The organism is Pseudomonas sp. 22082, from assembly GCF_052046055.1.
GTDB classification, from domain to species: Bacteria; Pseudomonadota; Gammaproteobacteria; order Pseudomonadales; family Pseudomonadaceae; genus Aquipseudomonas; species Aquipseudomonas pharyngis.
In genome coordinates this window covers 281,401-303,066 of the sequence record NZ_JBQEQB010000001.1, presented here as the reverse complement: position 1 = coordinate 303,066, position 21,666 = coordinate 281,401, and the positions used below count along the sequence as shown (strand labels likewise).

26 protein-coding genes are annotated in these 21,666 nt (G+C 59.2%); 6 read left to right on the top strand and 20 right to left on the bottom strand.

Features of this window, described 5'->3' with window-relative positions; translation table 11 throughout:
* Window positions 1-15 precede the first annotated feature (15 nt).
* Window positions 16-1,116: an alkene reductase gene (locus ACTJK9_RS01475; protein WP_440811528.1), complete on the bottom strand. Its 1,101-nt coding sequence runs from the start codon at window positions 1,114-1,116 to the stop codon at window positions 16-18.
* Between the two features lie 149 nt (window positions 1,117-1,265).
* On the opposite strand from ACTJK9_RS01475, the gene ACTJK9_RS01470 reads away from it, so the two are divergent.
* Window positions 1,266-1,862, top strand: a complete 597-nt coding sequence (locus ACTJK9_RS01470) for a TetR/AcrR family transcriptional regulator (protein ID WP_172829529.1) — start codon at window positions 1,266-1,268, stop codon at window positions 1,860-1,862.
* A gap of 123 nt (window positions 1,863-1,985) precedes the next feature.
* A complete protein-coding gene (locus ACTJK9_RS01465) occupies window positions 1,986-2,606 on the top strand; it encodes a TetR/AcrR family transcriptional regulator (protein ID WP_440811526.1) in 621 nt (206 codons plus the stop codon).
* 25 nt (window positions 2,607-2,631) lie between these two features.
* Here ACTJK9_RS01465 and ACTJK9_RS01460 read toward each other — a convergent pair whose 3' ends face one another.
* On the bottom strand, window positions 2,632-4,092 hold the full coding sequence (locus tag ACTJK9_RS01460) for an efflux transporter outer membrane subunit (RefSeq protein WP_440811524.1): 1,461 nt from the start codon (window positions 4,090-4,092) through the stop codon (window positions 2,632-2,634).
* Between the two features lie 190 nt (window positions 4,093-4,282).
* Between ACTJK9_RS01460 and ACTJK9_RS01455 the strand changes: the two genes are divergently transcribed.
* Window positions 4,283-5,392 carry an efflux RND transporter periplasmic adaptor subunit gene (locus ACTJK9_RS01455; RefSeq protein ID WP_064596079.1) on the top strand — a complete coding sequence of 370 codons (1,110 nt, stop codon included), beginning with the start codon at window positions 4,283-4,285 and terminating at the stop codon, window positions 5,390-5,392.
* Entirely contained in the window at window positions 5,389-8,478 is a 3,090-nt protein-coding gene (locus ACTJK9_RS01450; protein WP_440811521.1) for an efflux RND transporter permease subunit, read from the top strand. Before ACTJK9_RS01455 ends, ACTJK9_RS01450 begins: the two co-directional genes overlap by 4 nt.
* A gap of 85 nt (window positions 8,479-8,563) precedes the next feature.
* Here the strand turns inward: ACTJK9_RS01450 and ACTJK9_RS01445 are convergent, their stop codons facing one another.
* Together ACTJK9_RS01445 and ACTJK9_RS01440 are read right to left on the bottom strand one after the other, a co-directional pair.
* Complete coding sequence (locus tag ACTJK9_RS01445; RefSeq protein ID WP_221399567.1) at window positions 8,564-9,346, bottom strand: SDR family oxidoreductase; 783 nt, start codon at window positions 9,344-9,346, stop codon at window positions 8,564-8,566.
* Complete coding sequence (locus ACTJK9_RS01440; protein ID WP_440811518.1) at window positions 9,343-9,669, bottom strand: nuclear transport factor 2 family protein; 327 nt, start codon at window positions 9,667-9,669, stop codon at window positions 9,343-9,345. Before ACTJK9_RS01440 ends, ACTJK9_RS01445 begins: the two co-directional genes overlap by 4 nt.
* 102 nt (window positions 9,670-9,771) lie before the next feature.
* On the opposite strand from ACTJK9_RS01440, the gene ACTJK9_RS01435 reads away from it, so the two are divergent.
* Complete coding sequence (locus ACTJK9_RS01435; RefSeq protein WP_440811516.1) at window positions 9,772-10,701, top strand: LysR family transcriptional regulator; 930 nt, start codon at window positions 9,772-9,774, stop codon at window positions 10,699-10,701.
* Between the two features lie 126 nt (window positions 10,702-10,827).
* On the opposite strand, the gene ACTJK9_RS01430 is transcribed toward ACTJK9_RS01435, so the two are convergent.
* From ACTJK9_RS01430 to ACTJK9_RS01420, 3 genes are read right to left on the bottom strand one after another with little or no spacing between them, the layout of a single operon-like run.
* On the bottom strand, window positions 10,828-11,829 hold the full coding sequence (locus ACTJK9_RS01430; RefSeq protein WP_440811514.1) for an NAD(P)H-quinone oxidoreductase: 1,002 nt from the start codon (window positions 11,827-11,829) through the stop codon (window positions 10,828-10,830).
* Window positions 11,830-12,162 (bottom strand): carboxymuconolactone decarboxylase family protein, encoded by a 333-nt coding sequence (locus ACTJK9_RS01425; protein ID WP_440811512.1) that lies wholly within the window; start codon window positions 12,160-12,162, stop codon window positions 11,830-11,832.
* Window positions 12,163-12,173: 11 nt separating this feature from the next.
* Window positions 12,174-13,610, bottom strand: coding sequence for an NAD-dependent succinate-semialdehyde dehydrogenase (locus tag ACTJK9_RS01420; RefSeq protein ID WP_440811510.1), 1,437 nt, complete (start codon window positions 13,608-13,610; stop codon window positions 12,174-12,176).
* A gap of 239 nt (window positions 13,611-13,849) precedes the next feature.
* On the opposite strand from ACTJK9_RS01420, the gene ACTJK9_RS01415 reads away from it, so the two are divergent.
* Window positions 13,850-14,776: a LysR family transcriptional regulator gene (locus ACTJK9_RS01415; protein WP_085611760.1), complete on the top strand. Its 927-nt coding sequence runs from the start codon at window positions 13,850-13,852 to the stop codon at window positions 14,774-14,776.
* Between the two features lie 76 nt (window positions 14,777-14,852).
* On the opposite strand, the gene ACTJK9_RS01410 is transcribed toward ACTJK9_RS01415, so the two are convergent.
* The 13 genes from ACTJK9_RS01410 to ACTJK9_RS01350 all read right to left on the bottom strand — a co-directional run bounded on the left by ACTJK9_RS01410 (window position 14,853) and on the right by ACTJK9_RS01350 (window position 21,659).
* Complete coding sequence (locus tag ACTJK9_RS01410) at window positions 14,853-15,104, bottom strand: DUF2790 domain-containing protein (RefSeq protein WP_074690881.1); 252 nt, start codon at window positions 15,102-15,104, stop codon at window positions 14,853-14,855.
* Window positions 15,105-15,783: 679 nt separating this feature from the next.
* On the bottom strand, window positions 15,784-16,233 hold the full coding sequence (locus ACTJK9_RS01405; protein WP_039772212.1) for a carboxymuconolactone decarboxylase family protein: 450 nt from the start codon (window positions 16,231-16,233) through the stop codon (window positions 15,784-15,786).
* A 237-nt stretch (window positions 16,234-16,470) separates the two neighbouring features.
* The gene (locus ACTJK9_RS01400) at window positions 16,471-17,520 is read right to left on the bottom strand and encodes a tyrosine-type recombinase/integrase (protein ID WP_440811506.1); all 1,050 of its coding nucleotides are present in this window, start codon (window positions 17,518-17,520) and stop codon (window positions 16,471-16,473) included.
* Window position 17,521: 1 nt separating this feature from the next.
* Entirely contained in the window at window positions 17,522-17,764 is a 243-nt protein-coding gene (locus ACTJK9_RS01395; protein ID WP_440811503.1) for a DUF4224 domain-containing protein, read from the bottom strand.
* Window positions 17,765-17,799: 35 nt separating this feature from the next.
* Window positions 17,800-17,955, bottom strand: coding sequence for a hypothetical protein (locus ACTJK9_RS01390; protein WP_162803818.1), 156 nt, complete (start codon window positions 17,953-17,955; stop codon window positions 17,800-17,802).
* A gap of 55 nt (window positions 17,956-18,010) precedes the next feature.
* Window positions 18,011-18,532 (bottom strand): HNH endonuclease signature motif containing protein, encoded by a 522-nt coding sequence (locus tag ACTJK9_RS01385; RefSeq protein ID WP_440811501.1) that lies wholly within the window; start codon window positions 18,530-18,532, stop codon window positions 18,011-18,013.
* A 57-nt stretch (window positions 18,533-18,589) separates the two neighbouring features.
* Window positions 18,590-18,907, bottom strand: coding sequence for a hypothetical protein (locus ACTJK9_RS01380; protein WP_440811498.1), 318 nt, complete (start codon window positions 18,905-18,907; stop codon window positions 18,590-18,592).
* The gene (locus ACTJK9_RS01375) at window positions 18,904-19,239 is read right to left on the bottom strand and encodes a hypothetical protein (protein ID WP_440811495.1); all 336 of its coding nucleotides are present in this window, start codon (window positions 19,237-19,239) and stop codon (window positions 18,904-18,906) included. Before ACTJK9_RS01375 ends, ACTJK9_RS01380 begins: the two co-directional genes overlap by 4 nt.
* Window positions 19,240-19,288: 49 nt before the next feature.
* Window positions 19,289-19,531, bottom strand: a complete 243-nt coding sequence (locus ACTJK9_RS01370) for a hypothetical protein (RefSeq protein ID WP_440811493.1) — start codon at window positions 19,529-19,531, stop codon at window positions 19,289-19,291.
* Between the two features lie 73 nt (window positions 19,532-19,604).
* Window positions 19,605-20,189, bottom strand: a complete 585-nt coding sequence (locus tag ACTJK9_RS01365; RefSeq protein WP_440811490.1) for a hypothetical protein — start codon at window positions 20,187-20,189, stop codon at window positions 19,605-19,607.
* Between the two features lie 54 nt (window positions 20,190-20,243).
* Window positions 20,244-20,822, bottom strand: coding sequence for a hypothetical protein (locus ACTJK9_RS01360; RefSeq protein ID WP_440811487.1), 579 nt, complete (start codon window positions 20,820-20,822; stop codon window positions 20,244-20,246).
* The gene (locus tag ACTJK9_RS01355; RefSeq protein WP_440811485.1) at window positions 20,819-21,106 is read right to left on the bottom strand and encodes a hypothetical protein; all 288 of its coding nucleotides are present in this window, start codon (window positions 21,104-21,106) and stop codon (window positions 20,819-20,821) included. Before ACTJK9_RS01355 ends, ACTJK9_RS01360 begins: the two co-directional genes overlap by 4 nt.
* The gene (locus tag ACTJK9_RS01350; RefSeq protein ID WP_440811483.1) at window positions 21,099-21,659 is read right to left on the bottom strand and encodes a hypothetical protein; all 561 of its coding nucleotides are present in this window, start codon (window positions 21,657-21,659) and stop codon (window positions 21,099-21,101) included. Before ACTJK9_RS01350 ends, ACTJK9_RS01355 begins: the two co-directional genes overlap by 8 nt.
* Window positions 21,660-21,666: the final 7 nt, after the last annotated feature.

Below are 21,666 nucleotides of genomic sequence, written 5' to 3'. Positions count from 1 at the left end.
AGAAACGGAACGCGCTCAGCTTGCGCTGACGCTCGATTCAGCGAGAGTCGGGTAGTCGATGTAGCCCGCCGCGCCGCCGCCGTAGAGGGTGGCGGGATTGAACGCGGACAGCGGCGCGCCCTGCTTGAGGCGCTCCACCAGATCCGGGTTGCCAATGAACGGGCGACCGAAGGCGATCAGGTCGGCCTGGTCTTCGGCGAGCCGCGCGTTCGCCAGGTCCAGGTCATAGCCGTTGTTGGCGATATAGGTGTTTTTGAAGCGCTGGCGCAGGGCGCCGAAATCGAAAGGGGCCACGTCGCGCGGGCCGCCGGTCGCGCCTTCGACCACGTGCAGATAAACCACACCGAGGGCGTCGAGTTGCTCGACGACGTAATTGAATTGCGCCTGCGGATCGCTGCTGGATACGCCGTTGGCCGGCGACACTGGAGACAGACGCACACCGGTGCGATCCGCGCCGATCTCATTGACGACCGCCTCCGTCACTTCGAGCAACAGACGCGCACGATTTTCAATCGAACCGCCGTAAGCGTCGGTGCGCCGATTGGCGTTGTCCTTGAGGAATTGATCCAGCAAGTAGCCGTTTGCACCGTGAATCTCCACGCCGTCGAACCCGGCGGCGACCGCGTTGGCTGCAGCCTGGCGGAAATCGGAAACGATCCCTGACAGTTCGCTGGTTTCCAGCGCGCGGGGTTCGGAAACGTCTTCAAAGCGGTTGTTGACGAACACTTTGGTAGCGGCACGCAGCGCAGAAGGAGCCACCGGTGCTGCGCCGTTTTCTTGCAAGTCAACGTGCGACACGCGGCCGACATGCCATAGCTGCAAGAAGATTTTTCCGCCTTTGGCGTGGACGGCATCGGTGACTGTGCGCCAACCGTCTATCTGCGCCTGTGTGTAGATCCCGGGGGTGTCCTGATAACCCTGACCCTGTCGGGAAATCTGCGTCGCTTCGCTGATCAGCAAACCGGCGCTGGCGCGCTGGCTGTAATAGACAGCCGCAAATTCGCTGGGGACAAAGCCCTGGCCTGCGCGGTTGCGTGTCAGCGGTGCGAGAACTACGCGGTTCGACAGCGTGAGACTGCCCAGGGTGTAAGGGGTGAACAGAGTCTTTTTGGTCATCTGATGAATCTTCCGTGCCCGTTGATGGAGATCGGTGGGGTGTGAAATTAGGATGATGATCGAAATCTAAAGTGTCAATGGTTTTGATTATGGGCGACATCTATGTATCATCGGAGGCAGGAATTCCCGCTAAACACGAGGTATTGCACGTGAGAGTGACCAAGGCCCAGGCGCAGGCCAATCGAGAACACATCGTTGAGACGGCCTCAGAGCTGTTCCGTGAGCGTGGCTTTGACGGCGTCGGTGTGGCGGATCTCATGGCGGCTGCCGGTTTCACCCATGGAGGCTTCTACAAGCATTTCGGGTCGAAGGCCGACCTGATGGCCGAAGCTTCGGCCTGCAGTCTCGGCAAATCGTTGACCGGTGCCCAGGCGCTCGATGTCCCCGGTTTCATCAACGTTTATGTGAACAGAGAACATCGCGACGGACGCGGTAGCGGTTGCACGATGGCCGCACTGTGTGGCGACGCGGCGCGTCAGTCGGACGATGTGAAAGCCACGTTTGCCGAAGGCATTGAACGCACCCTGCAAACTCTGGGGGAAAAATATCCGACAGGGCCGGATGCCGCGGAGGGCGAGGGGAGGAAGAAAATGATCGACTTGCTGTCGCGTGCGGTCGGCGCAATTGTCTTGTCACGCGCCTGTCCGGATGATTCCGCCTTGGCGGATGAAATCCTTGAGGTATGCCGCGCCGAAATGTTTGCTTCATTGCCGGTGTTGCCGGTCGATGAAGTGGAAACACCGTAGAAGGGCCGATCCGCCCTGTTCGATGACTTGAACGTCAGCCCGTTTCAGACAGCCGTTTTTCGTGAATATGTATTCTATTGGTCACGATTTGTAAGACCTCGACAGGCTGAGTAAGCTACGCCCATGAATCAGCCATCGATATCTTCGCCCGGCCCACGTGGCCCAGTCGATCACGACATTCGTGATCAGATTGTCGCGGCAGCCAATGAACACTTCAGCCAATACGGCTATGGCAAAACCACGGTTTCCGATCTGGCCAGGGCCATCGGTTTTTCCAAGGCGTACATCTATAAATTCTTTGATTCCAAGCAGGCGATCGGCGAAGCGATCTGCTCAAATTGTCTGGGGCAAATGGTTGCAGCGGTCGAACAGGCTGTTAACGCAGAGGGGATTTCGCCGACCGAGCGTTTCCGCCGGCTGGTGAAGACCGTGATTGCCACGGGTGTGGACCTGTTCTTCAATGATCGCAAGCTTTACGACATCGCGGCATTCTCCGCAGCGGAGCGTTGGCCATGTGCTCAGGTGTATGAGGAGCAGATCAAGCGCTTTATCTTCGACATCGTGCGTGAAGGGCGAGAGCTCGGAGAGTTCGAGCGCAAGACTCCGCTGGACGAGACCGTCGAGGCGATTCATCTGGCCCTGCGTCCCTTCGTCAACCCGTTGTTGCTGCAGCACAATCTCGATTTTATCGAGGTAGCGCCCACGCTGACCTCCAACCTCATTCTGCGTAGCCTGATGCCCTGACCTGAAAGCGATCTGGTGGTGCTGCTCAGCGTGCCGCTACAGGTTGTGATTCAGTGGGTTGCCAGCCCCCGCCCAGCGACTTGAATACCGCCACCGCCGCACGGGCCGATTCCGTCCGCGCCTGCGCTCTGGCGTCGGAGGCCTGCAGCAATGTTTCGTCGGCGTGCAGGACATCGATCAGGCTGGCGGTGCCTTTTTCATAGGCGGTGAACGAGGACTGGCGTGCTTGAGTCAGCGCCGCTTCGCCGCCGGTCAGGGTGGTGGTCTGGGTTTGCCGATTCACCAGTGAAGACAGCGCGTTCTCTACATCTTCGGTGGCACGCAGTACTGACTGGCGATAGGCCGCCAGTGCTTCAGATTCCTGACCTTTGGCCTGATCGATCCGGGCGTTGATGCGTCCGAAGTCAAATAGCCGCCAGCGCAAACCCAACACACCGGCAGACTGGCTTGCGCCGCCGGTGAAAAGATTGCCGCCGGAGACGGCTGTCGCGCTGCCGAGCAAGGCGCTGAGGGAAAATTTCGGGTAGTACTCGGCAATCGCTTCACCGATACGCGCGTTGGAGGCCGCAAGACGGCGTTCGGCCACGATCAGGTCCGGTCTGCGCCGCAGCAGATCTGCCGGTGTGCCCAGCGCAGTCAGCGACGGCACATCGGGAATTTCGCCCTCACGTGCCAGTTGCGTGCGGTGAGTGCCGGGAGGCGTGCCGAGCAGCACGTCCATTGCATTCATGGCCGCCTCCAGACCGCTTTGCAGTACCGGAACGGTCGCCTCGACTTGCGACAACTCACCCTCGGCCTGGCGCACCTGATACTCCGCGGCCAGACCCTTGCCGTAAAGCAACCGGACCTTTTCCAGCAACGCGCGCCGGGTATCGACTTGCCGGTTGGCGATGTCCAGCCGCGCCTGTAATCCGCGCAGAGTGATGTAGATATCGGCCGTTTGCGCAGCGATCGCCAGCCTCGTCGCCGTGAAACCCGCTGCTGAGGCCTGATACTCAGCCAGTGCCGCCTCACGCCCGCGGCGCAGTCCGCCAAAGACATCGACTTCCCAGCCTGCCTCGAGGTTGGCCTCGTAGGCATTGCCGTAACGGTCGTAGCCCGGTGCTGAATTCAACACCTGGCCCAGTGGCGTCTCGACGGACTGATAAGCGCGTGCCGCCTGTGCGCTGATGTTCGCCGAGGGCAGCAGTGCTGCATTTGCGGCGCCCAGGCCGGCCTTGGCCTGGGTGACGCGCGCCGAAGCCTGTGCCAGGTCCAGATTCTGCTGCAAGGCTTGGTCGATGAGGTCGGTCAGCAGCGGATCATTGAAGCTTTCCCACCAGGCGGCAAGGCTGTCCGGTGTCGATCCGGATCGCGGTTCGACAGCGGACTGCCCCAGGTAATGATCTGAAAGCGGGGCGTCTGGACGATGGTAATCCGGACCCACCGCACAACCTGCCAGGAGGCTGGCGGTAACCAAAAGAGCAATCGGGCGCAGGGGAGGCATCGGCGTTCCTTAACGAGATTTTCGTGACCATATTACGTAATGGTCACAACGTGTCAATTAAGGCTTGAAAAGGCAATCACGGCATTAATGATAAAAATGGAGCGTCGAATACCTCATGGAATGTGACTGTTGACGATATTGGTCACAAAGATGAGAATATGATGGTCATCCTATTTCAGTAAGTGAACCTATGCGCCGGCTTCGAATTTCCCCTATTGCCGCATGCCTGTTGCCACTCGCCCTGGCGGCGTGCGGTGATTCCTCATCCGTTGCAGACCCGCGCACACAGGCGCCTCTGGTCAGGTTCACCGCCGTTCAGGCTGCGGTTGACGGTTCCCGCACCTTCACGGGAGTGGTGACTGCGCGCATTCAGGGCGACCTGGGGTTTCGCGTTTCGGGCAAGGTGCTCGAGCGTCTGGTTGACACGGGGCAGAGCGTCAAACGCGGTCAGCCGCTGATGCGGCTCGACCCCATCGACTTGGGGCTGCAGGCACGCGCGCAGCAGGAGTCGGTCATCGCCGCACGGGCCCGCGCCAGGCAGACAGCCGATGACGAAGCCCGCTATCGCACTCTGGTCAGCGCCGGCGCCATTTCCGCATCGGCCTACGATCAGATCAAAGCCGCCGCAGATACCGCCAAGGCCCAACTCAGCGCCGCTGAAGCGCAAGCGGACGTAGCTCGCAACGCTTCCGGTTATGCGGTGCTGGTTGCCGATGCCGACGGCGTTGTGGTGGAAACACTCGCCGAACCCGGACAAGTCGTCAGCCCTGGACAACCGGTGGTTCGACTGGCGCGGGCAGGCCAGCGCGAGGCCATCGTGCACTTGCCCGAGACGTTGCGCCCCGCAGCAGGATCCACTGCGCAAGCCACGCTCTATGGCGACGCCTCGGGTGCTGTGACCGCGAAACTGAGGTTGCTTTCGGATTCGGCGGACCGCACGACGCGTACGTTCGAGGCCCGCTATGTACTGGAAGGCGCGCTGGCCAATGCTCCGATAGGTTCGACAGTCACCCTCAGAATCGCCGAGGGTTCGACACCTGCCGCATCGTTGCAAGTGCCTGTTGCCGCGCTTTACGACGCGGGTCAGGGTCCTGGCGTGTGGATCATCGCCGGCACCCCGCCAACCGTGACCTGGCGAGCGGTTCGGGTGCTGGGGTTGAGCGACGATTCGGCCCGAGTCGCTGGCGATCTCCGGGTCGGCGAACAGATTGTGGCGCTGGGCGCTCACCTGTTGCGCGAAGGTGAAGCAGTAAGAATGCCCGTGCCTGATGCGGCGACCGTTGCCGGGAGTCGTCCATGAGCGAGGGCCGATTCAACCTTTCCGCCATCGCCGTTCGCGAGCGTTCGATCACGGTCTTTCTGATTTTCCTGATCGCCGTTGCCGGCACCCTGGCGTTCTTCCAGCTGGGGCGTGCCGAAGATCCTCCGTTTACGGTCAAGCAGTTGACCGTCATCACGGCGTGGCCGGGGGCGACCGCACAGGAGATGCAGGATCAGGTCGCGGAGCCACTGGAAAAACGCCTGCAAGAACTCAAATGGTACGACCGCTCGGAAACCTATACGCGACCAGGGCTCGCTTTCACGATGGTCTCGTTGCTCGATAGCACGCCGCCCTCGCAAGTGCAGGAAGAGTTCTATCAGGCGCGTAAAAAACTCGACGATGAAGCGATCAAGTTGCCGGCGGGCGTCATCGGGCCGATGGTCAACGACGAGTATTCGGACGTGACCTTTGCGCTGTTCGCCCTGAAAGCCAAGGGCGAGCCGCAGCGTCTGCTGGTCCGCGATGCGGAGTCCATGCGCCAGCGCCTGTTGCATGTGCCGGGGGTGAAGAAGGTCAACATCATCGGCGAACAAGCCGAACGGATTTTTGTTTCCTTTTCGCATGACCGGTTGGCGACCCTGGGCTTGTCACCGCAGGACATCTTCGCCGCGCTGAACAGTCAGAACGCACTGACCCCGGCCGGATCAATCGACACCAGCGGGCCGCAGGTTTTCCTGCGTCTCGATGGTGCGTTCGACAAGCTGCAAAAAATCCGCGACACCCCTGTGATCGTGCAGGGGCGGACACTCAAGTTGTCTGATGTGGCGACGGTCGAACGCGGTTACGAAGACCCGGCCACCTTCCTGGTGCGCAATAACGGCGAAGAGGCGCTGTTGCTCGGTGTGGTGATGCGTGAGGGCTGGAACGGTCTTGATCTGGGTAAGGCGCTGGATGCCGAGACCGTCAGGATCAATGAGGAAATGCCCTTGGGTATGACCCTCTCGAAAGTCACCGACCAGGCAGTGAATATCGACTCCGCCGTCGGCGAGTTCATGGTCAAGTTCTTTGTCGCGCTGCTGGTGGTCATGCTCGTCTGCTTTCTGAGCATGGGCTGGCGTGTCGGCGTGGTGGTCGCCGCTGCGGTGCCGTTGACCCTGGCGATCGTGTTTGTGGTGATGGCGGCCACCGGCAAAAACTTTGACCGTATTACCCTGGGGTCGTTGATTCTGGCGCTCGGGCTGTTGGTCGATGACGCGATCATCGCCATTGAAATGATGGTGGTGAAAATGGAGGAGGGCTACGATCGCATCAAGGCGTCTGCCTATGCCTGGAGCCACACGGCGGCGCCGATGTTGTCCGGAACCCTGGTGACGGCGATCGGTTTTTTGCCCAACGGTTTCGCTCAGTCCACGGCCGGCGAATACACCAGCAACATGTTCTGGATTGTGGGCATCGCTCTCATCGCTTCATGGGTCGTGGCGGTGGCGTTTACTCCTTATCTGGGCGTGAAACTGTTGCCGGACATCAAGGCAGTCGAGGGTGGACATGCGGCGATCTACAACACGCCGCGATACAACCGCTTCCGTCGGATTCTGACCCGGGTCATTGCGCGCAAATGGCTGGTCGCGGGCATGGTTATTACGCTGTTCTTCGTGGCGGCGGCAGGCATGGGCCTGGTGAAGAAACAGTTCTTCCCGACCTCTGACCGTCCCGAAGTCATGATCGAGGTGCAAATGCCCTACGGCACCTCCATCGAGCAGACCAGCGCCACGGCCGCCAAGGTCGAAGCCTGGCTGCGCCAGCAGGATGAGGCGAAAATCGTCACGGCCTATATCGGCCAGGGTGCGCCGCGTTTCTTCCTGGCGATGGCGCCGGAACTGCCCGATCCGTCGTTCGCCAAGATCGTAGTGCTGACCGACAGTCAGGAAGCGCGGGAAACCCTCAAGTTGCGTTTTCGTGACGCGGTCGCTCAAGGGCTCGCCCCGGAGGCGCGTCTCAGGGCAACGCAAATCGTGTTTGGTCCTTACTCGCCGTTTCCGGTGGCCTACCGGGTGATGGGGCCTGATCCGGCCAAGTTGCGGGTGATCGCCGAGCAGGTGCGGGGCGTGATGCAGGACAGCCCGATGATGAGAACCGTGAACACTGATTGGGGGCCGCTGACTCCGTCGTTGCATTTCAATTTGGATCAGGACCGTCTGCAGGCTGTGGGGCTGACATCGACTGCGGTTGCACAGCAGTTGCAGTTCCTGCTCAGCGGAGTACCGATCACGGCGGTGCGTGAGGATATTCGTTCAGTGCAGGTCATGGGGCGGGCAGCGGGCGATATCCGGCTCGATCCACAGCAAATCGAAGGCTTCACCCTGGTCGGTGCGTCGGGGCAGCGGGTCCCGCTGTCGCAGATAGGCGAGGTCGATGTGCGCATGGAGGATCCGATCCTGCGCCGGCGTGATCGCACCCCGACCATCACCGTGCGCGGCGACATTGCCGAAGACTTGCAGCCACCGGACGTTTCCAGTGCGCTGCTGAAGCAACTGCAGCCGATCATCGAGAAACTGCCTTCCGGTTACCGGATCGAGCAGGCGGGTGCGATCGAAGAGTCCGGCAAGGCCGGCAAGGCGATCCTGCCGTTGTTGCCGATCATGATCGCCATGACCCTGGTCATCATCATTGTGCAGGTCCGTTCGATCTCGGCGATGATCATGGTGTTCCTGACCTCGCCGTTAGGCTTGATTGGCGTGGTGCCGACACTGCTGATCTTCAATCAGCCGTTTGGCATCAATGCGTTGGTCGGATTGATTGCACTGTCGGGGATCCTGATGCGCAATACGCTGATTTTGATCGGTCAGATTCATCACAACGCGCAAGAAGGGCTGGATCCGTTTCACGCTGTCGTCGAAGCCACGGTGCAACGTGCGCGACCGGTACTGTTGACAGCCCTGGCGGCGATCCTGGCGTTCATTCCCCTGACACACTCGGTGTTCTGGGGGACGCTGGCCTATACCCTGATTGGCGGCACACTCGTCGGCACCGTCATGACGCTGGTGTTCCTGCCCGCGATGTACTCGATCTGGTTCAAGATCGGTCCCGACGCCAGGGCGCCGACTGCAACAGTCAAACCGGTGTAGCGATTGGCGCCGGGAACATCCCGAGAGAGGCAGGGAGGCGGCAAGTCCTGTGAGCTCGCCGCCGCTCCTTGATTGCGGTTATCGATTACAGCGTTGAGATCGTACCGCCGTCGATACGGTGTTCGGATCCAGAGATCGATGCAGCCCGGGAGGATGCAAGGAAGACGATCAAGTCCGCAACTTCTTGGGGCTTGGCCGGCCTTCCCAGTGGGATTCCGCCTATCGACTCCATGACAATTCGTTTGCCGCCTTCGTAGTCGGTTCCCGCTTGTTCAGCCAACCGCTCGGCAAACCTTACGGACGCCTCGGTCTCAATCCACCCCGGCGCGACACTCAGCACACGAACGCCCTTGGGCATTACTTCTTTTGCAAGAGACTTGCTGTAAGTGGTGAGAGCCGCCTTGGCGGCGGCGTAGGCGGTGGTTGACTCATACAGAGGCATCATGCGCTGGATCGAGCTCACATGGATGATGACGCCTGAGCCTTGGGCCAGCATGGATGGCAGTAATGCGCGGTCCAGGCGTACGGCAGGCATCAGATTCAGATTCAGTTCTGCCAGCCATTGCTCGTCACTGATGGCGGCAAAACCACCACCCGGCGTGTTTGACCCTCCGAGCACGTTGATCACGATGTCGACACCACCCCACATCTCAAGGACCGTTTTTGCGAGGTGAGCAACGCCTGTTGCGGTGGTCAGATCTGCACCGATATAGGTGACACCCTCCATCGGTGGTACTGACACGTCGCGCGCCGAGGTCGCCACCCTTGCGCCTGCCTCCACGAGAGTCTGAACGACTGCAGCGCCAAGGCCCATAGTGCCGCCGGTGACCACGGTGCGCAGGCCATCGAGTTGAAGGTCGAAGTTCATGCTGTTACCTCCAGCGATGCGATCAGGCCGCCTTCAAGACGAAAGCGGTACGACAGAACGGTCTGGCTGCCGGAGAAGTTGCCGCTAACCCTGGCGCGGACGAGTTGCAATCCGTCCTCTCGCTCAATGGTCAGGGGAACGGTAGTAGCGCTGTACTTGCGTGATGCCTCGGCCAAGAGGCCCTTGATGGCATTGATACCCGCGTAGGTATGACCGAAGTCCGTCATGACGGCTTGCGCCGTGAAGCAATGCGCCAGGGCTTCGGGGTTATGTTCCGCCGCGAAGTAAGCGGCGATTGGCTCGGGCAGGGTCAAGGCAGGCATGTTGTCGGCTCCATGGGGTCGGTGAAAGCCCTAGGATGCGTACCGGACAGAATTAATTGAATCGCCTAGAATCAGCATTGGTCATGTAGAGAACAATGCATAATGCGCGGATCCGAATTTGCTGAGCTAAAAGCCTTCGTGGCGATCGTCGAGCGCCAGAGCTTCGCTCGCGCGGCAGAGCATCTGGGGCTCTCACCCTCCGCACTCAGCCAGACCATTCGGCATCTCGAAGCTCGCCTTGGCGCACGCCTGCTCAATCGCACCACTCGCAGCGTTGCTCCCACGGCGAGTGGTGAGCTGCTTTACAGCCGTATCGCCCCCTTGTTTCGAGAGATGGCTGTTGCAGTCGCCGAAGCCAGTGAGGCAACAGGGCAGATAAGCGGCACGCTGCGTATCAATACGCCAGGGATCGCCGCCAGAACCCTCATTGCGCCTCGCCTGGCACGCTTCCATCAGGCCCACCCTGATGTGCTGCTCGACATTGTGGTGGACGACGCACTGACCGATATCGTGCGCGGCCGATTTGACGCGGGCATCCGTGTAGGTGGTCGGCTTGAGAACGATATGGTGGCCGTGCGCCTCACCCCGGACCTGAACATGGTCGCTGTGGCATCTCCGGACTACCTCGCACGTCGTGGCACGCCCCGGTCACCTGCCGAGTTGCAGGATCACGCTTGCATCAACTGGCGGTTGCAGATGGACGGCAGACCCTATCGCTGGGAGTTCCAGGAGCAAGGGCAGCCAATGGAGGTGGCGGTCGATGGTCCCGTCGTCACCAATCATCCCGACATCGGTATCGCTGCAGCCGTGCAGGGGCTCGGCATTGCGTACCATTTCAAGAGAGAAGGCGTGGGTGAGCTCCTGGCCGAGGGGCGGTTGGTCCAGGTTCTCGCTGACTGGTCGATCTCGCGCCCAGGGCTGTTCCTCTATTACCCGAACAGACAGTATCGACCAGCCGCCCTGAGTGCGTTCATCGACTGTCTATTGGATCGCAACTCGTTTGATCGGCCGTGTGCCGAAGATCATCGGTGATAGGCGCCAGGTAATGGGATTGAGCATCTCAAACCGCGGCGGTAGCTTTGCAAAGAGTGTTCCCCACACCCGTTGAAGGTGCCCACGAAAGGCACCTTTTTCAGTTCCATCCCAATCTGGCCAGACTCAAAGAAAGTCTTCAGGCTGCATCGTCAGAATGATTTTCCCGACGTTCTCGGAAGACTCCATTCGGCGGTGAGCATCGGCAGCCCGTGATAACGCAAAGGTGCTATCGACGACAGGCTCAAGGCTTCCGGCCCCCTCAAAGCGATCAAGCCAGTGCTCGCGGAAGCGCTTGATCATGTCGTGCTTCTCCGGTTGCGTGCGCGACTTCATCACCGTGCCGATGATTTGCAAATGGCGGTAAAGAATGTCCTCCAGCGCTACGGTCACGTTGCCGCCTGCGCCGAGGATGCCCACCTGAACCAGGCGACCGCCCTTTGCAAGGGACGCGATGTTGCGTGCGAAGTAGGGCGCCCCGATAAAGTCGATGATGACATCGACGCCGCGCCCCTGGGTTTTGGCGGCGATTACGTCAGCGAAATCCTGCGTCTTGTAGTCGATCGCCACGTCAGCGCCCAAATGCTCGACACGCGCCAACTTGCTGCCGTCGGTCGTCGCATACACCGTGGCACCCGTGGCGTAAGCCAACTGCACCGCGGCAGACCCGACGCCGCCGGCGGCCGCATGAATCAACACTGAATCGCCAGCCTTGAGCCGAGCCAGATGCATCATCGCTTCATGGGCGGTGACGAATACCTCGGGAATGGCTGCCGCGTGTACATAGTCAAGCTGCGCGGGGATGTGCATGGCCATGCGGTAATCGATGCGTGCCAGTTCGGCGTAGGCACCGCCTCCAACCACGCCCATGATTCGATCTCCCACCTCGAATCCTGTTACCGCGCTCCCTTTGCCGATCACTTCGCCGGCGATTTCCAGGCCGATGATCAGCGAGTCGCCGAAATTCGGACGGCCGTACCCACCGGTCCGGTGAGTCAGGTCCGCACGGTTCACCCCAGCGGCATAGACACGTACCAGAAGGTCGTCAGGACGGACTTCAGGGCTGGCAACTTCTACGAGTTCGAGGACGTCTGGCGCACCAAACGCTCTGATGTCGATGGCTTTCATTCAGTTGTTCTCCTTTGCGCTGAACGTGGCGTTGGCGATCGCCGATGCGGTGATCGCGCCGGGGAACCCCACGTAAAAAGCCAGGTGGGTGATCGCTGCCGCCATTTCGTCCTGGGTCACACCGTTGCCAGCCGCGCGGCGTAAGTGGGCAGGCAACTCTTCCGAGTGACCAGCGGCAATCAATGCCGCCACGGTGATCAGGCTACGGTCGCGCGGGGACAGCGCCGGATCGCTCCAGATTTGCGGATAAAGCGTCGAGTCGACGAATTGCGCCAGCTTTGGCGTGAACGCGCGCGCGGCTTCGCGAGGACTGTTGAAGTTGATCCTGGACATGGGCGAGCTCCTTAAACCTGGCTGATGAATTTGTGGGTGAGATAGTGCTCGATACCTTCAATGCCACCTTCGGAGCCGTGACCGCTCTCTTTCATCCCGCCGAAGGGGAGCTCGGTAGCGACGATGCGGTATTGGTTGATCCCGATCATCCCGGCCTCCAATCCGTCCGCGACGTCAATGGCCGTGCGAGCGCTGGAGGTGAACGCGTAGGCAGAGAGGCCGTAGGGCAGGCGGTTGGCTTCTCTCAAGCCATCAGCCAGTTCATCGAACGGCATCAGCACGGCGATAGGGCCGAAAGGCTCTTCGTGCATCACACGGGCATCCATCGGCACATCCGCCAGAACCGTGGGTTGGAAGAAGTAGCCTTCGCCTGACAAGGCTTCACCACCGACCAATACCCGCGCACCTTTTTCGACGGCGTCGGCGACCAGTTCTTCCATCTTTGCCAATTGCCTCGGGTTGGCCAACGGTCCGACCTGGGTGTCAGGATGCAAGCCGTCGCCGATCCGCAGGGCCTGGGTCGCAGCGACAAAGTGATCAACGAAGGCTTGATAGGCACCACGCTGGATCAGAAACCGAGTGGATGAAATGCACACTTGCCCGGTCCCGCGAAACCGATTGGCGACACCTTCAATGGCGGCTTTTTCAATGTCGGCGTCTTCGAATACCAGAACCGGTCCGTGCCCACCCAGTTCGAGGGTGATGGGCTTCACGCCTTCAGCCGCTCGTGCAGAGAGCAGGCGCCCGATGGGCACCGAACCGGTGAACGTCACTTTGCGAATGATCGGCGAGGCGATCAGATGGCTGGACACTTGATCCGGTACGCCAAAGACCACTTGCAGCACACCCTTGGGCAATCCTGCATCGTCGAGTGCACGCGCCAGGGCCAGCGCTGTGGAGGGGCTTTCTTCACCTGGCTTGAGAATGACGCTGCAACCCGCAGCCAGCGCTGCCGCGAGTTTGCGTGCCGGGGTGATGGCCGGGAAATTCCAGGGCGTGAATGCGGCCACCGGGCCGATGGCCTGGCGTTTGACCAGTTGCAGCACGCCTGGTCGATTGGCCGGGACCACACGGCCGTCGATTCGCCGGGCACTTTCGGCGAACCATTCGAAATACTCCGCCGCGCGGGTCACTTCATCCAGGCTTTCACCCAGCGGTTTGCCTTCCTCCAGGGTCATCTGCGCAGCAATCTGCGGTGCACGTTCGAGGATCAGGTCGGCGGCACGTTTGAGAATTTTTGCGCGTTTGTCGGGCACGGTCTGGCGCCATTGCTCGAAGCTCAGGCGAGTCACTGCCAGGGCGTGATCAAGGTCGTCTGCGGTGGAGAGTGGGACGCGTCCGATTTCCCGGCCGGTTGCCGGGTTAACCACGGCGGCAGTCTCGCGCCCTTCGGCGTTGAGCCATTCACCACCGATGAAAAGATAAAGCGGATCGTAGGAAGTCTTCATGATGTAGCCTTCAGTTGGTTGTGAGATTCGTATGAAGCTCGGTGCCTGATGGGCTGTGCCGCAGAGCCTGATCAGGAAGCTTGTGCAACCAAGTCTATGGAAGGAGGGCCCGTTGATTTAGTCGGGCCGAAGGGAATCATTGTTGTCTGCAGAGGTAATATCGGGCTGCGGGCCGACCGTGTAGCATCCTGAAAAAAGCGGTTATCACGGGTGTGCGCCAGATCCACAGGAAGGTCGCGATGGATAAGCTTTCGAACATGTCGGTGTACATAAAGGTTGTCGAGATGGGCAGTTTCACGGCCGTGGCCAATCATCTGGACTCCACGGTCGGTAACGTATCGCGTGCTGTATCGGCGCTTGAAAACGTGCTCGACGCACGTCTGTTGCAGCGCTCGACGCGGCGCCTGTCGGTCACCGATGCGGGGCGACGGTTCTATGAGCGCTGCACGAAAATTCTGGCTGATCTGGAGAGTGCCGAAGCCGAAGCCAGCAATGCGGCGCTGGAGCCTCGTGGAACACTGCGGGTGCATTGCGTCCCCGGGTTGGCTCGGCATCTGGTCACGCGGGCCGTGCTGGATTACCGCCAGCAATTCCCGGAGGTGTCTGTGGATTTACTGCTTTCACAACGCATGCCTAACCTGTTGGAAGACCAACTGGATGTCTCGATTCTGATCGCCCGAGCGCTACCCGATTCCGCATACGTCAGCCAAAAGATCGGTGTCAGCCATTGTGTTCTGGTGGCGTCGCCAGACTACCTGGCCCGGCATGCGCCTCTGGAGACGCCTGAAGATCTGCGTGATCACCAGTGTTTGCTGCTGGGTACGGTGGACTATGCGCGGGATGAGTGGCAGCTCAAAAGCAAGGCGGGGGACGCGACATTTATCCCGACAGGGCCGAGTTTCAGCGTCAACGATATGGATGCGATGGCGCTTGCCATTCGAGAGGGTGCCGGGATTGGCTTGCTGGCCGGGTTCACGGCCATCGACGATCTGCGCTCCGGCAAGCTGGTGCGGGTTTTGCCTGACTACCATACCTACGAGCGTAACGTGTATGCCGTCTATACCTCGCGACAGTTCGTCGATGCAAAAATCACGCGTTTCATCGAAACGTTGAAAGATCAGGTTGGCAGTCAGCTGGCAGCCACGGCCAAAGCACTTATCGGTTGAAACGCTGCGGGGCAGAAAGGTATTTGCGCCTCGATGAAGCAACTTCCCGAGGCGCAATGATCGGCGAACAGGTTACTTAGCCCTGGCTGCAACGGCCCATGACCTTATAGGCCAGTACGTGTTGTTTGCCTTGTGAATCCTGGTAGGTCATGTGCGTCGGCACGACTGCGCAAATATCCGGCACCGGATCTTCAGAGATGACCTTGGCGACATCAAGGTGGGTGCCGTAGCCATATTGCTCGACCTGTTGATTCTTGGCAGTACCGTCCTGTGCCGCTACCACAGAGCTGAAGCCCAAGAGTGCGACGATGATCATTGCAGTTTTCATGATGAGATTCCCTGAAGTAAGTGTGATCTTGCTGGCAGGACGAACTTTAGGCTCGAGGGATTTGTGGAAACAGGAGCGAATCAGGGAAAGACTTTTCTACATTCCGAACACAATCGTCAGGTTTCGGACGTTAGAACGCTTGATTTTGGGACTGTCGGCTTTTGACTGAAAACCGCATGTTGAAGACAGCTGCCTCCCTCAGTTGCGAGGTGGAGACAACTAAATTTTTTTGGGGGCGCGCGCAGCCGTGTCGGAAGAGCAGGGGGGCGGAAATGACCGAAAAGATGCGCAAACCATCCTGAGGGAGAGGAGTAAAATTCCCGGATGCCAGAAACGACAAAGCCCTGAATAATCAGGGCTTTGTCGTACATAAGATGGCGGAGGCGATGGGATTCGAACTCATGGACCTGTTACAGTCGACGGTTTTCAAGACCGATATAGCGACGTAATCAGACTGCGGCTTGTAGCGATTTTCCGTCCCATTACTTTCACTTTTTAGCATCGCTACAGACCGCATTCTACAAGGGGCCTGCCTCGAGTTATGGAACGGATTTTTTGGCTATTTCGATGGTTTGGTTATGGCATCGATCCGACGGTAAGGCCGGCCAATGATGTCGACTTTGGCATGAAACAGCAGCAAACTTGTCTCACCAGGCAATCGGGATTGTCTGAAGAGTGATTAAGCCTTCGCAGATGGCTTCAGCCTGAAAGTGACACCCATACGGTTGAATGCATTCATGGCGGCAATTGTCGCGGTCAAATCGACTAGATCTTTAGCCGCAAATACGGCGGAGGCAGCCGCATATGCGTCGTCGGATACGTGAGTTTCTCCAACCCGAGTCACTTCTTCAGCCCAAGCCAGCGCAGCACGCTCCTGATCGGAAAATAAATATGCTGCTTCGTGCCAGACTGGAACCATAAGGACTTTATCTACCGACATGTACTCTTTGATTAGATCGCGAGAGTGCAAATCTATGCAATAAGCGCAGCCGTTGAGCTGTGATACCCGAAGAAACACCAAGTGAATTATTGAAGGCGGCAGGTCAGTACCCGTGGTGACGTAATGATGCAAACCGGTCATTGCTTTTGCTGCACCAGGAGATACTTCGAACCAATTTTCGCGAGACATTTGAACTCCTCAAGATTGGGTAAATAGACAAGCTAAGCTTTTGAAAGAGCTTATTTTGTTGACTCTAAAGGCTATGCTCGGCGGGGTGTAGATCCAATTTTATTATTTTTTATTAGTCCATTTTTGAATGGCGGGGGGGATCACCGGGAGTCGCGTGAGTCCGCCGCCGATACTTATCAGAGGAACAGACCGAATTCTAAAAGGGGCTTGCTTTGAGCTATGGAGCCGATTTTCGGACTATTTTGATGGTTTCGCGATCGCCCCGACGCGACGGTAAACCCGCTCGGTGATGTCCCCTTTCGTGTGCCCGAGCAACAGGCTTGCGTCGCCGACATCGCTGATCTCCGACGCGGCCTTGGGGCGAATGTCGCGGAACTGGAATTCCACGATCCGGCTGGCGAGCAGCTCGTCACCTTTCTCAAGCGCTTCCATTTTTGCTTTTTCCCGAGCCGCGTCCCAGCGCTTCCTGAGCATCGTGGCCGTCATCCGTTTACCGCTCCGGTTGATGATCAGGTAACTCGAAAGGTGCTGGGAATTTCGCTCTGTGATTGCCGCGATCAGCTTGCCCAAACTGTTTAATTCCCCGCCGGACGTGATCTGGATTCGAAGCTTCTTTTGAGTCTTGTTTTGCTGAACGGTCAGATACCCGCCTTCAACGTCATCCTTCCTCATGACCAGCACGTCTGCCGGCCTCTGGCCTGTCAGGTATGCCAGGTCCATCGCTTCTTTCAGCTCCTGAGCTGCCTTCTTGTACACCGCCCCCCAAACCACATCATTCGCGTAATAGTCCCTAGGCGTTTCCTTGTTCTTGCGCACACCCTGGCAGGGGTTTTCCTTTGTCGTCAGGCCCCACTCCCGGGCAATGTTGAAAATATGGGAGAGGGTAGCGATCTCGCGGTTCGCCCGAACCTTTGCCGATCGTGCATCTCGATATCCGGCAATCGTTGCCGGCGTGATCGAGTCAATCGGCGCGCTGTCGAACATCGGCCGCAACTGCTTGATCTCTGCCAGGTTGTCCTTCTGTGTGCGGGGCGCCTTCTTCGGCACCACGTCGCGGATGTACCGATCGAAGATGCCTTTCATTGTGCGCAGGTCGAGCGGCTTCTCCTTGGCCTCCAGTTCGGCCCATTTCAACCGGGCTTTGTCGAGATCCTTGCCCAGCGGAATGTCTTTGCCGAGCAGGTCGCGATAGTAGTAGGCCGTCCAGGTGGTGCCGTTCTTGCGTTTGCGGGATCGTTTGTACATCCGTGGGGGCAGGTGGTGGTGCTCGGTCTTGCGGGGGCGCATATCAGTTCACTCGCGAAAAGTCTGGCGTCCATGCCGGCGCGGCCGGCGGTGGGTTCGGGTCGGCAATGGTAGGGCTGATCATGCCCAGCTTCATGCGGGCGTACATGCGGCCCACCAGCGGGCGCTTGCCCCGGCTTTCGATAAACACCCACTGGCGGTCAATCAGCCAGCGGCGTTGGTAGGCCCTGGCCTTGTAGCCGGTCAGTTCGGCCAGCTCCTCATCGGAGAGGATTTCGGTTTCCATGGGATTCTCCACGCCGCCGGCGGCGGCAGAAGGTTTTAATGAAGGGTCACGCTGTCCTGCCCTGGGGCGATGGCGCGAGCCTGTTGTTCGGTGCGGAAGGACATGTGCTGTTTGGTGCCGTTGCAGTCAGCGATGACCCACCAGAAGCCGCCGAAGCGGTGCGGGCCCTTGATGATCTTCGTGATGGTCATGGCGCACTTCCTTGCCCGGGTGGGCGGTGCCGCGCGGGGCGGCAGAAGGTGGTGGTTACGCGACTGATTTGGTTGATGCGATGTAGGCGGTCAGTTTCGCCCTGACAGCATCCGCATCTGCCCGAGCGCTTTCGAGGTTCGAGTGGTAGCCGCCGTAGAAGTACTTCCCGCGACACTGCATTTGGACGTGCCAGCGTTCTTTCCGGCCGTCCCAGTACACGCCGTGAATTCCGCTTGCTCCGCGCCCGGCGCTGTTACCACCGCCGCCGTACTCGCGGTTGTTGCAGTTATCGGCCGGCGTGGCTTGGCGAAGGTTGACCCACCTGTTGTCGTCGCGAATGCGGTTGATGTGATCGACATGCAGGTCTTCATCTGGATGCTCGCCCGTCATGTACAGCCACGCCAGGCGGTGCGCTTGATGCTTGACTCGGTCGACGGCGATGGTCACATAGCCGTTCTTGTCGAACTGCCCGATGCGCCGCTTGTGATTTGGCGGTCGCCTGGTGAATTTCCCTGTTTCAGGGTCGTAGTGCAGCTTTTCGAGCAGGCGAGCGTGGGTAAGTTCTCGCGTTTTCATGGGCGAAAGCCTCCGTTGCCCGCCGTACACCGGCAGGCTGTTGAGTAGGGGGAGGGGTTACTGCTGGATGAGTTCGGCGGGGACCTTCACCGTGTCGCCGCGCTTGGCGAAGACCACGGCGCGGAACACGGCGATGGTTCGGGTTTCGCCGATCTGGCGGTTGAACGGATCGTTCGTCGCGTCGGCCAGCCACGGGTGCCGGTTACCGACATCGACCCAGACGCCGTACTTCGTGATCAGTTGCTCGGCGTCGGGCAGGGCGAAGAGATCCCGCTGGCCTGCGGCGGGCTGCTGGTCACCCTCAATCGCGTTGATTGCCCAGTCCAGCGCAGGGCCGGCCAGTTCCTCGGTGCGGACGCTGACCATGCGGTTCATGGCTTCCAGCGCCTGCCAACGCGATATACCGTCATCAGGTTGTGATGGAGCGGCACCTTGAGCACATGGTCGAAAAACTCACCCTTGCCGGAGATGAAACCAGTTGGCACCTTGGTTCCTCCGGTGCCGAATTCTCGCCAGCATTCTTCGCCGCCGTTCTTGTCCCAGTAGGCGCGCTCGCGTTTTGGAATCTCATCGTAGGTTTTTTCGAACAAGGAGATATCCGGGATATCACAGATCCGGCGCCATGCGGGATTGCGCTTGCACCAGTCGGCGGCATGCTGAGCGGCCTGATCAGCCGAGTAAAACTCTTTGGTGTTCTGTTCGTTCATCACCGCGGCCCCTTGTAGCAGTACACGTAGGCGAACCAGGCGAGGGCGATCATGGCGTCACCTCGTTTTTTTCAGAAAAAGAGGCTTCCGCCTCGGTGCGGAACTTGATAGTCGAGCCAGCACCGTGACGACCCTCAGACCAGCTGATCTTCTTGCCGCAGTAACAACCGGTCGTCTGTGAGAGATCGAAGTTTTGCCGAAACTCCATCGTGATTCCTGTCATGCCGTGTTCTCGCGCCAGAGCAACCACGGCCCGAGCGAAATCCACATCGTGGTCAGTTACAGCAGTCATCCGATCACCGCCTTTATGGTCAGGGCCAATGGAAGCCAGAAGAAGAGGGTGCAGCCGAGTACGCACTTCGTGATCATTGCGCCGCCCTAGCTGCGGTGACCTCATCGATAAGCGACTGCGGAAGGCGGGCGGCGAACTCGCCTTCCGACCACGACAGCGGTTGAGATTGGCGGATCATCTCGTTCAGCAGATCGAATGCCGCAAGCAGTTCGTCGTCGCGGATCTCGCCATCTTCCGGAAGGTCGTCGATGAAATGGTCTTCAGGGTCGATTTCGCGGGGATAGTTCGGCTCGCAGATGCAGAGCTGCACGTCAGCCAGTTCGATATCGCTGTCGATCAGGTAATCGCGCAGACTGTCTTCATCGAAGAAGTACCGGTCGCCGTCGAAGATGACCAGGGGCTCGCCGGCCCATTCCTTGACTGGCATGGCTGCGAATTTCGCTTGGCGGCTTTCTTCGTAGCACTCACGGCAGTAGCTTCGGACCTCGTAGATGGCGTGTTCTGGATTCTTCTCACAGCGACGATGGGTGGCGCCGCACCAGCGGGCCATGTGTTCATCGTTACCCCAGAAGCGGCCATCGGCGGCGACCCAGCCAGTCAAGGTCTGAATGCTGGCGGCTTCCGGAGATTCGTACATCACGACTTTTTCTTCAGGCATGACTTCGTCCTTGCCGCTATAGCGGCTGACTTTGAAGGGGGAGGGAGTAGTGGGTTACTTCGGAGTGTTCAGCGCAGCGGTGGCGTCGAGGCAGGCGTCTACGATTTCGTAAAGCCGATCTTCCTGCTCAATCAGTTGGACAAAGTCGTCTTGATCCATAGTGCCAACACCCCAAGCCGCCCAGACTCGCGTGCAGTCGTATGTGTCGCCGCCAATAGCTTCCGCGATCTTATCGCGCAGCAGCTCGCGATCAGGAAGCACAACCGCGACCGGCGCTGGCGGGGCGGTGTAGAGGCGTCGGATCTTCCATCCGTCCTTCTCGAAGCGCGCAACATCTCGGGCGTCCACTTCAAACCATGCGCCTTGGTAATAGCGGTCGTACCGCGCAACTTCACCCCTCCCGCTCTCCAGCTCTGCGATGCGCGCCTGTAGCTGGGCGATGGTGGATTGCAGGGCGGTGACTTCAGGATCGAGTGCGCGCATCGCAACGTATGCGTGACCCATCGAAGAGTGATGCATGATGCCGATCATGCCGTCGGCTGCCATGTACGCTTGGCAACCAGCCTGCGCCATCTGGTGAGTTGGCTCAGTCAACTCCCGCGACACGCCGTCAATCGTTGTGTTATTGGTCATGGTCGACCCCTCAGTTTGACAGACTCAATTGCAGCAAATATCGCAGTCTTGAATGCATGCGATGGGCTGCCGCACGGTGCACAATATGGCGCATGACCCTTGACGCGTGCGTCAAAGTCCCAGTAGGCAATATTCAATACATCTTCTGTCAGATCGCTGACCGACAGTGCATCTGCCGCGTCGTCTATAAGCGTATGGAATGCTTCCGACATTGGGTTTATGTGATGAGAATTATGGTTGTATTCACGCAGCCTTTGAGCAAGTGTGATATTGGAATTACTCATGACTTTCTGCCTCGGTGTTGGGGTTGAGGGCGGCGATCATTTTCACGGCGTCACGCAATTGATCGGGTTGGCTCGGTACCGCTTCAATCATCGCCGCCCAGTGCTGCGCCGCGTGCGCTTGGGCAAGGGCTGGATCTTTGGCGTCTGCTCCGATCGCGCTGAGCATTTCGGCGGTGGGTTGGATCGGTACGAGCTTCCAGCCTGCTTGCGGGGTCAGGTCATCGATTCTCTGATCCGCTGCGTTCAGGCGCTGCTGCAGGGCGTCACGCTCGTCTCGGTACCGCTGGCCCTCCGCATGCTTGCCTTGGGCTGAATCACCGTTGATTTGCACATAGCGCTTTTGGCGGGCCACTTCTTCCTGCAACTCGCTGATCAGTTCCTGCGCCTCGTCAACGACCTTTTGCGCTTCGTGCACGTCGATCCAGTTGCCCATGGCCTGGTCTTCGAACTTCTGCACCGACTTGCCGGACGGCGAAAGGAGGAAGGCGTAGCGCGGAAGGGCATTCAGCTTGTCCCAGAACTCGAAACCTTCACGCGTTTTTATGTTGCGCATCATGCAA

Coding starts and splice junctions, on each gene's coding strand:
- ACTJK9_RS01475 (WP_440811528.1), bottom strand. CDS start 1,116: ATGACCAAAAAGACTCTGTTCACCCCTTACACCCTGGGCAGTCTCACG.
- ACTJK9_RS01465 (WP_440811526.1), top strand. CDS start 1,986: ATGAATCAGCCATCGATATCTTCGCCCGGCCCACGTGGCCCAGTCGAT.
- ACTJK9_RS01460 (WP_440811524.1), bottom strand. CDS start 4,092: ATGCCTCCCCTGCGCCCGATTGCTCTTTTGGTTACCGCCAGCCTCCTG.
- ACTJK9_RS01455 (WP_064596079.1), top strand. CDS start 4,283: ATGCGCCGGCTTCGAATTTCCCCTATTGCCGCATGCCTGTTGCCACTC.
- ACTJK9_RS01450 (WP_440811521.1), top strand. CDS start 5,389: ATGAGCGAGGGCCGATTCAACCTTTCCGCCATCGCCGTTCGCGAGCGT.
- ACTJK9_RS01445 (WP_221399567.1), bottom strand. CDS start 9,346: ATGAACTTCGACCTTCAACTCGATGGCCTGCGCACCGTGGTCACCGGC.
- ACTJK9_RS01440 (WP_440811518.1), bottom strand. CDS start 9,669: ATGCCTGCCTTGACCCTGCCCGAGCCAATCGCCGCTTACTTCGCGGCG.
- ACTJK9_RS01435 (WP_440811516.1), top strand. CDS start 9,772: ATGCGCGGATCCGAATTTGCTGAGCTAAAAGCCTTCGTGGCGATCGTC.
- ACTJK9_RS01430 (WP_440811514.1), bottom strand. CDS start 11,829: ATGAAAGCCATCGACATCAGAGCGTTTGGTGCGCCAGACGTCCTCGAA.
- ACTJK9_RS01425 (WP_440811512.1), bottom strand. CDS start 12,162: ATGTCCAGGATCAACTTCAACAGTCCTCGCGAAGCCGCGCGCGCGTTC.
- ACTJK9_RS01420 (WP_440811510.1), bottom strand. CDS start 13,610: ATGAAGACTTCCTACGATCCGCTTTATCTTTTCATCGGTGGTGAATGG.
- ACTJK9_RS01415 (WP_085611760.1), top strand. CDS start 13,850: ATGGATAAGCTTTCGAACATGTCGGTGTACATAAAGGTTGTCGAGATG.
- ACTJK9_RS01410 (WP_074690881.1), bottom strand. CDS start 15,104: ATGAAAACTGCAATGATCATCGTCGCACTCTTGGGCTTCAGCTCTGTG.
- ACTJK9_RS01405 (WP_039772212.1), bottom strand. CDS start 16,233: ATGTCTCGCGAAAATTGGTTCGAAGTATCTCCTGGTGCAGCAAAAGCA.
- ACTJK9_RS01400 (WP_440811506.1), bottom strand. CDS start 17,520: ATGCGCCCCCGCAAGACCGAGCACCACCACCTGCCCCCACGGATGTAC.
- ACTJK9_RS01395 (WP_440811503.1), bottom strand. CDS start 17,764: ATGGAAACCGAAATCCTCTCCGATGAGGAGCTGGCCGAACTGACCGGC.
- ACTJK9_RS01390 (WP_162803818.1), bottom strand. CDS start 17,955: ATGACCATCACGAAGATCATCAAGGGCCCGCACCGCTTCGGCGGCTTC.
- ACTJK9_RS01385 (WP_440811501.1), bottom strand. CDS start 18,532: ATGAAAACGCGAGAACTTACCCACGCTCGCCTGCTCGAAAAGCTGCAC.
- ACTJK9_RS01380 (WP_440811498.1), bottom strand. CDS start 18,907: ATGAACCGCATGGTCAGCGTCCGCACCGAGGAACTGGCCGGCCCTGCG.
- ACTJK9_RS01375 (WP_440811495.1), bottom strand. CDS start 19,239: ATGAACGAACAGAACACCAAAGAGTTTTACTCGGCTGATCAGGCCGCT.
- ACTJK9_RS01370 (WP_440811493.1), bottom strand. CDS start 19,531: ATGACTGCTGTAACTGACCACGATGTGGATTTCGCTCGGGCCGTGGTT.
- ACTJK9_RS01365 (WP_440811490.1), bottom strand. CDS start 20,189: ATGCCTGAAGAAAAAGTCGTGATGTACGAATCTCCGGAAGCCGCCAGC.
- ACTJK9_RS01360 (WP_440811487.1), bottom strand. CDS start 20,822: ATGACCAATAACACAACGATTGACGGCGTGTCGCGGGAGTTGACTGAG.
- ACTJK9_RS01355 (WP_440811485.1), bottom strand. CDS start 21,106: ATGAGTAATTCCAATATCACACTTGCTCAAAGGCTGCGTGAATACAAC.
- ACTJK9_RS01350 (WP_440811483.1), bottom strand. CDS start 21,659: ATGCGCAACATAAAAACGCGTGAAGGTTTCGAGTTCTGGGACAAGCTG.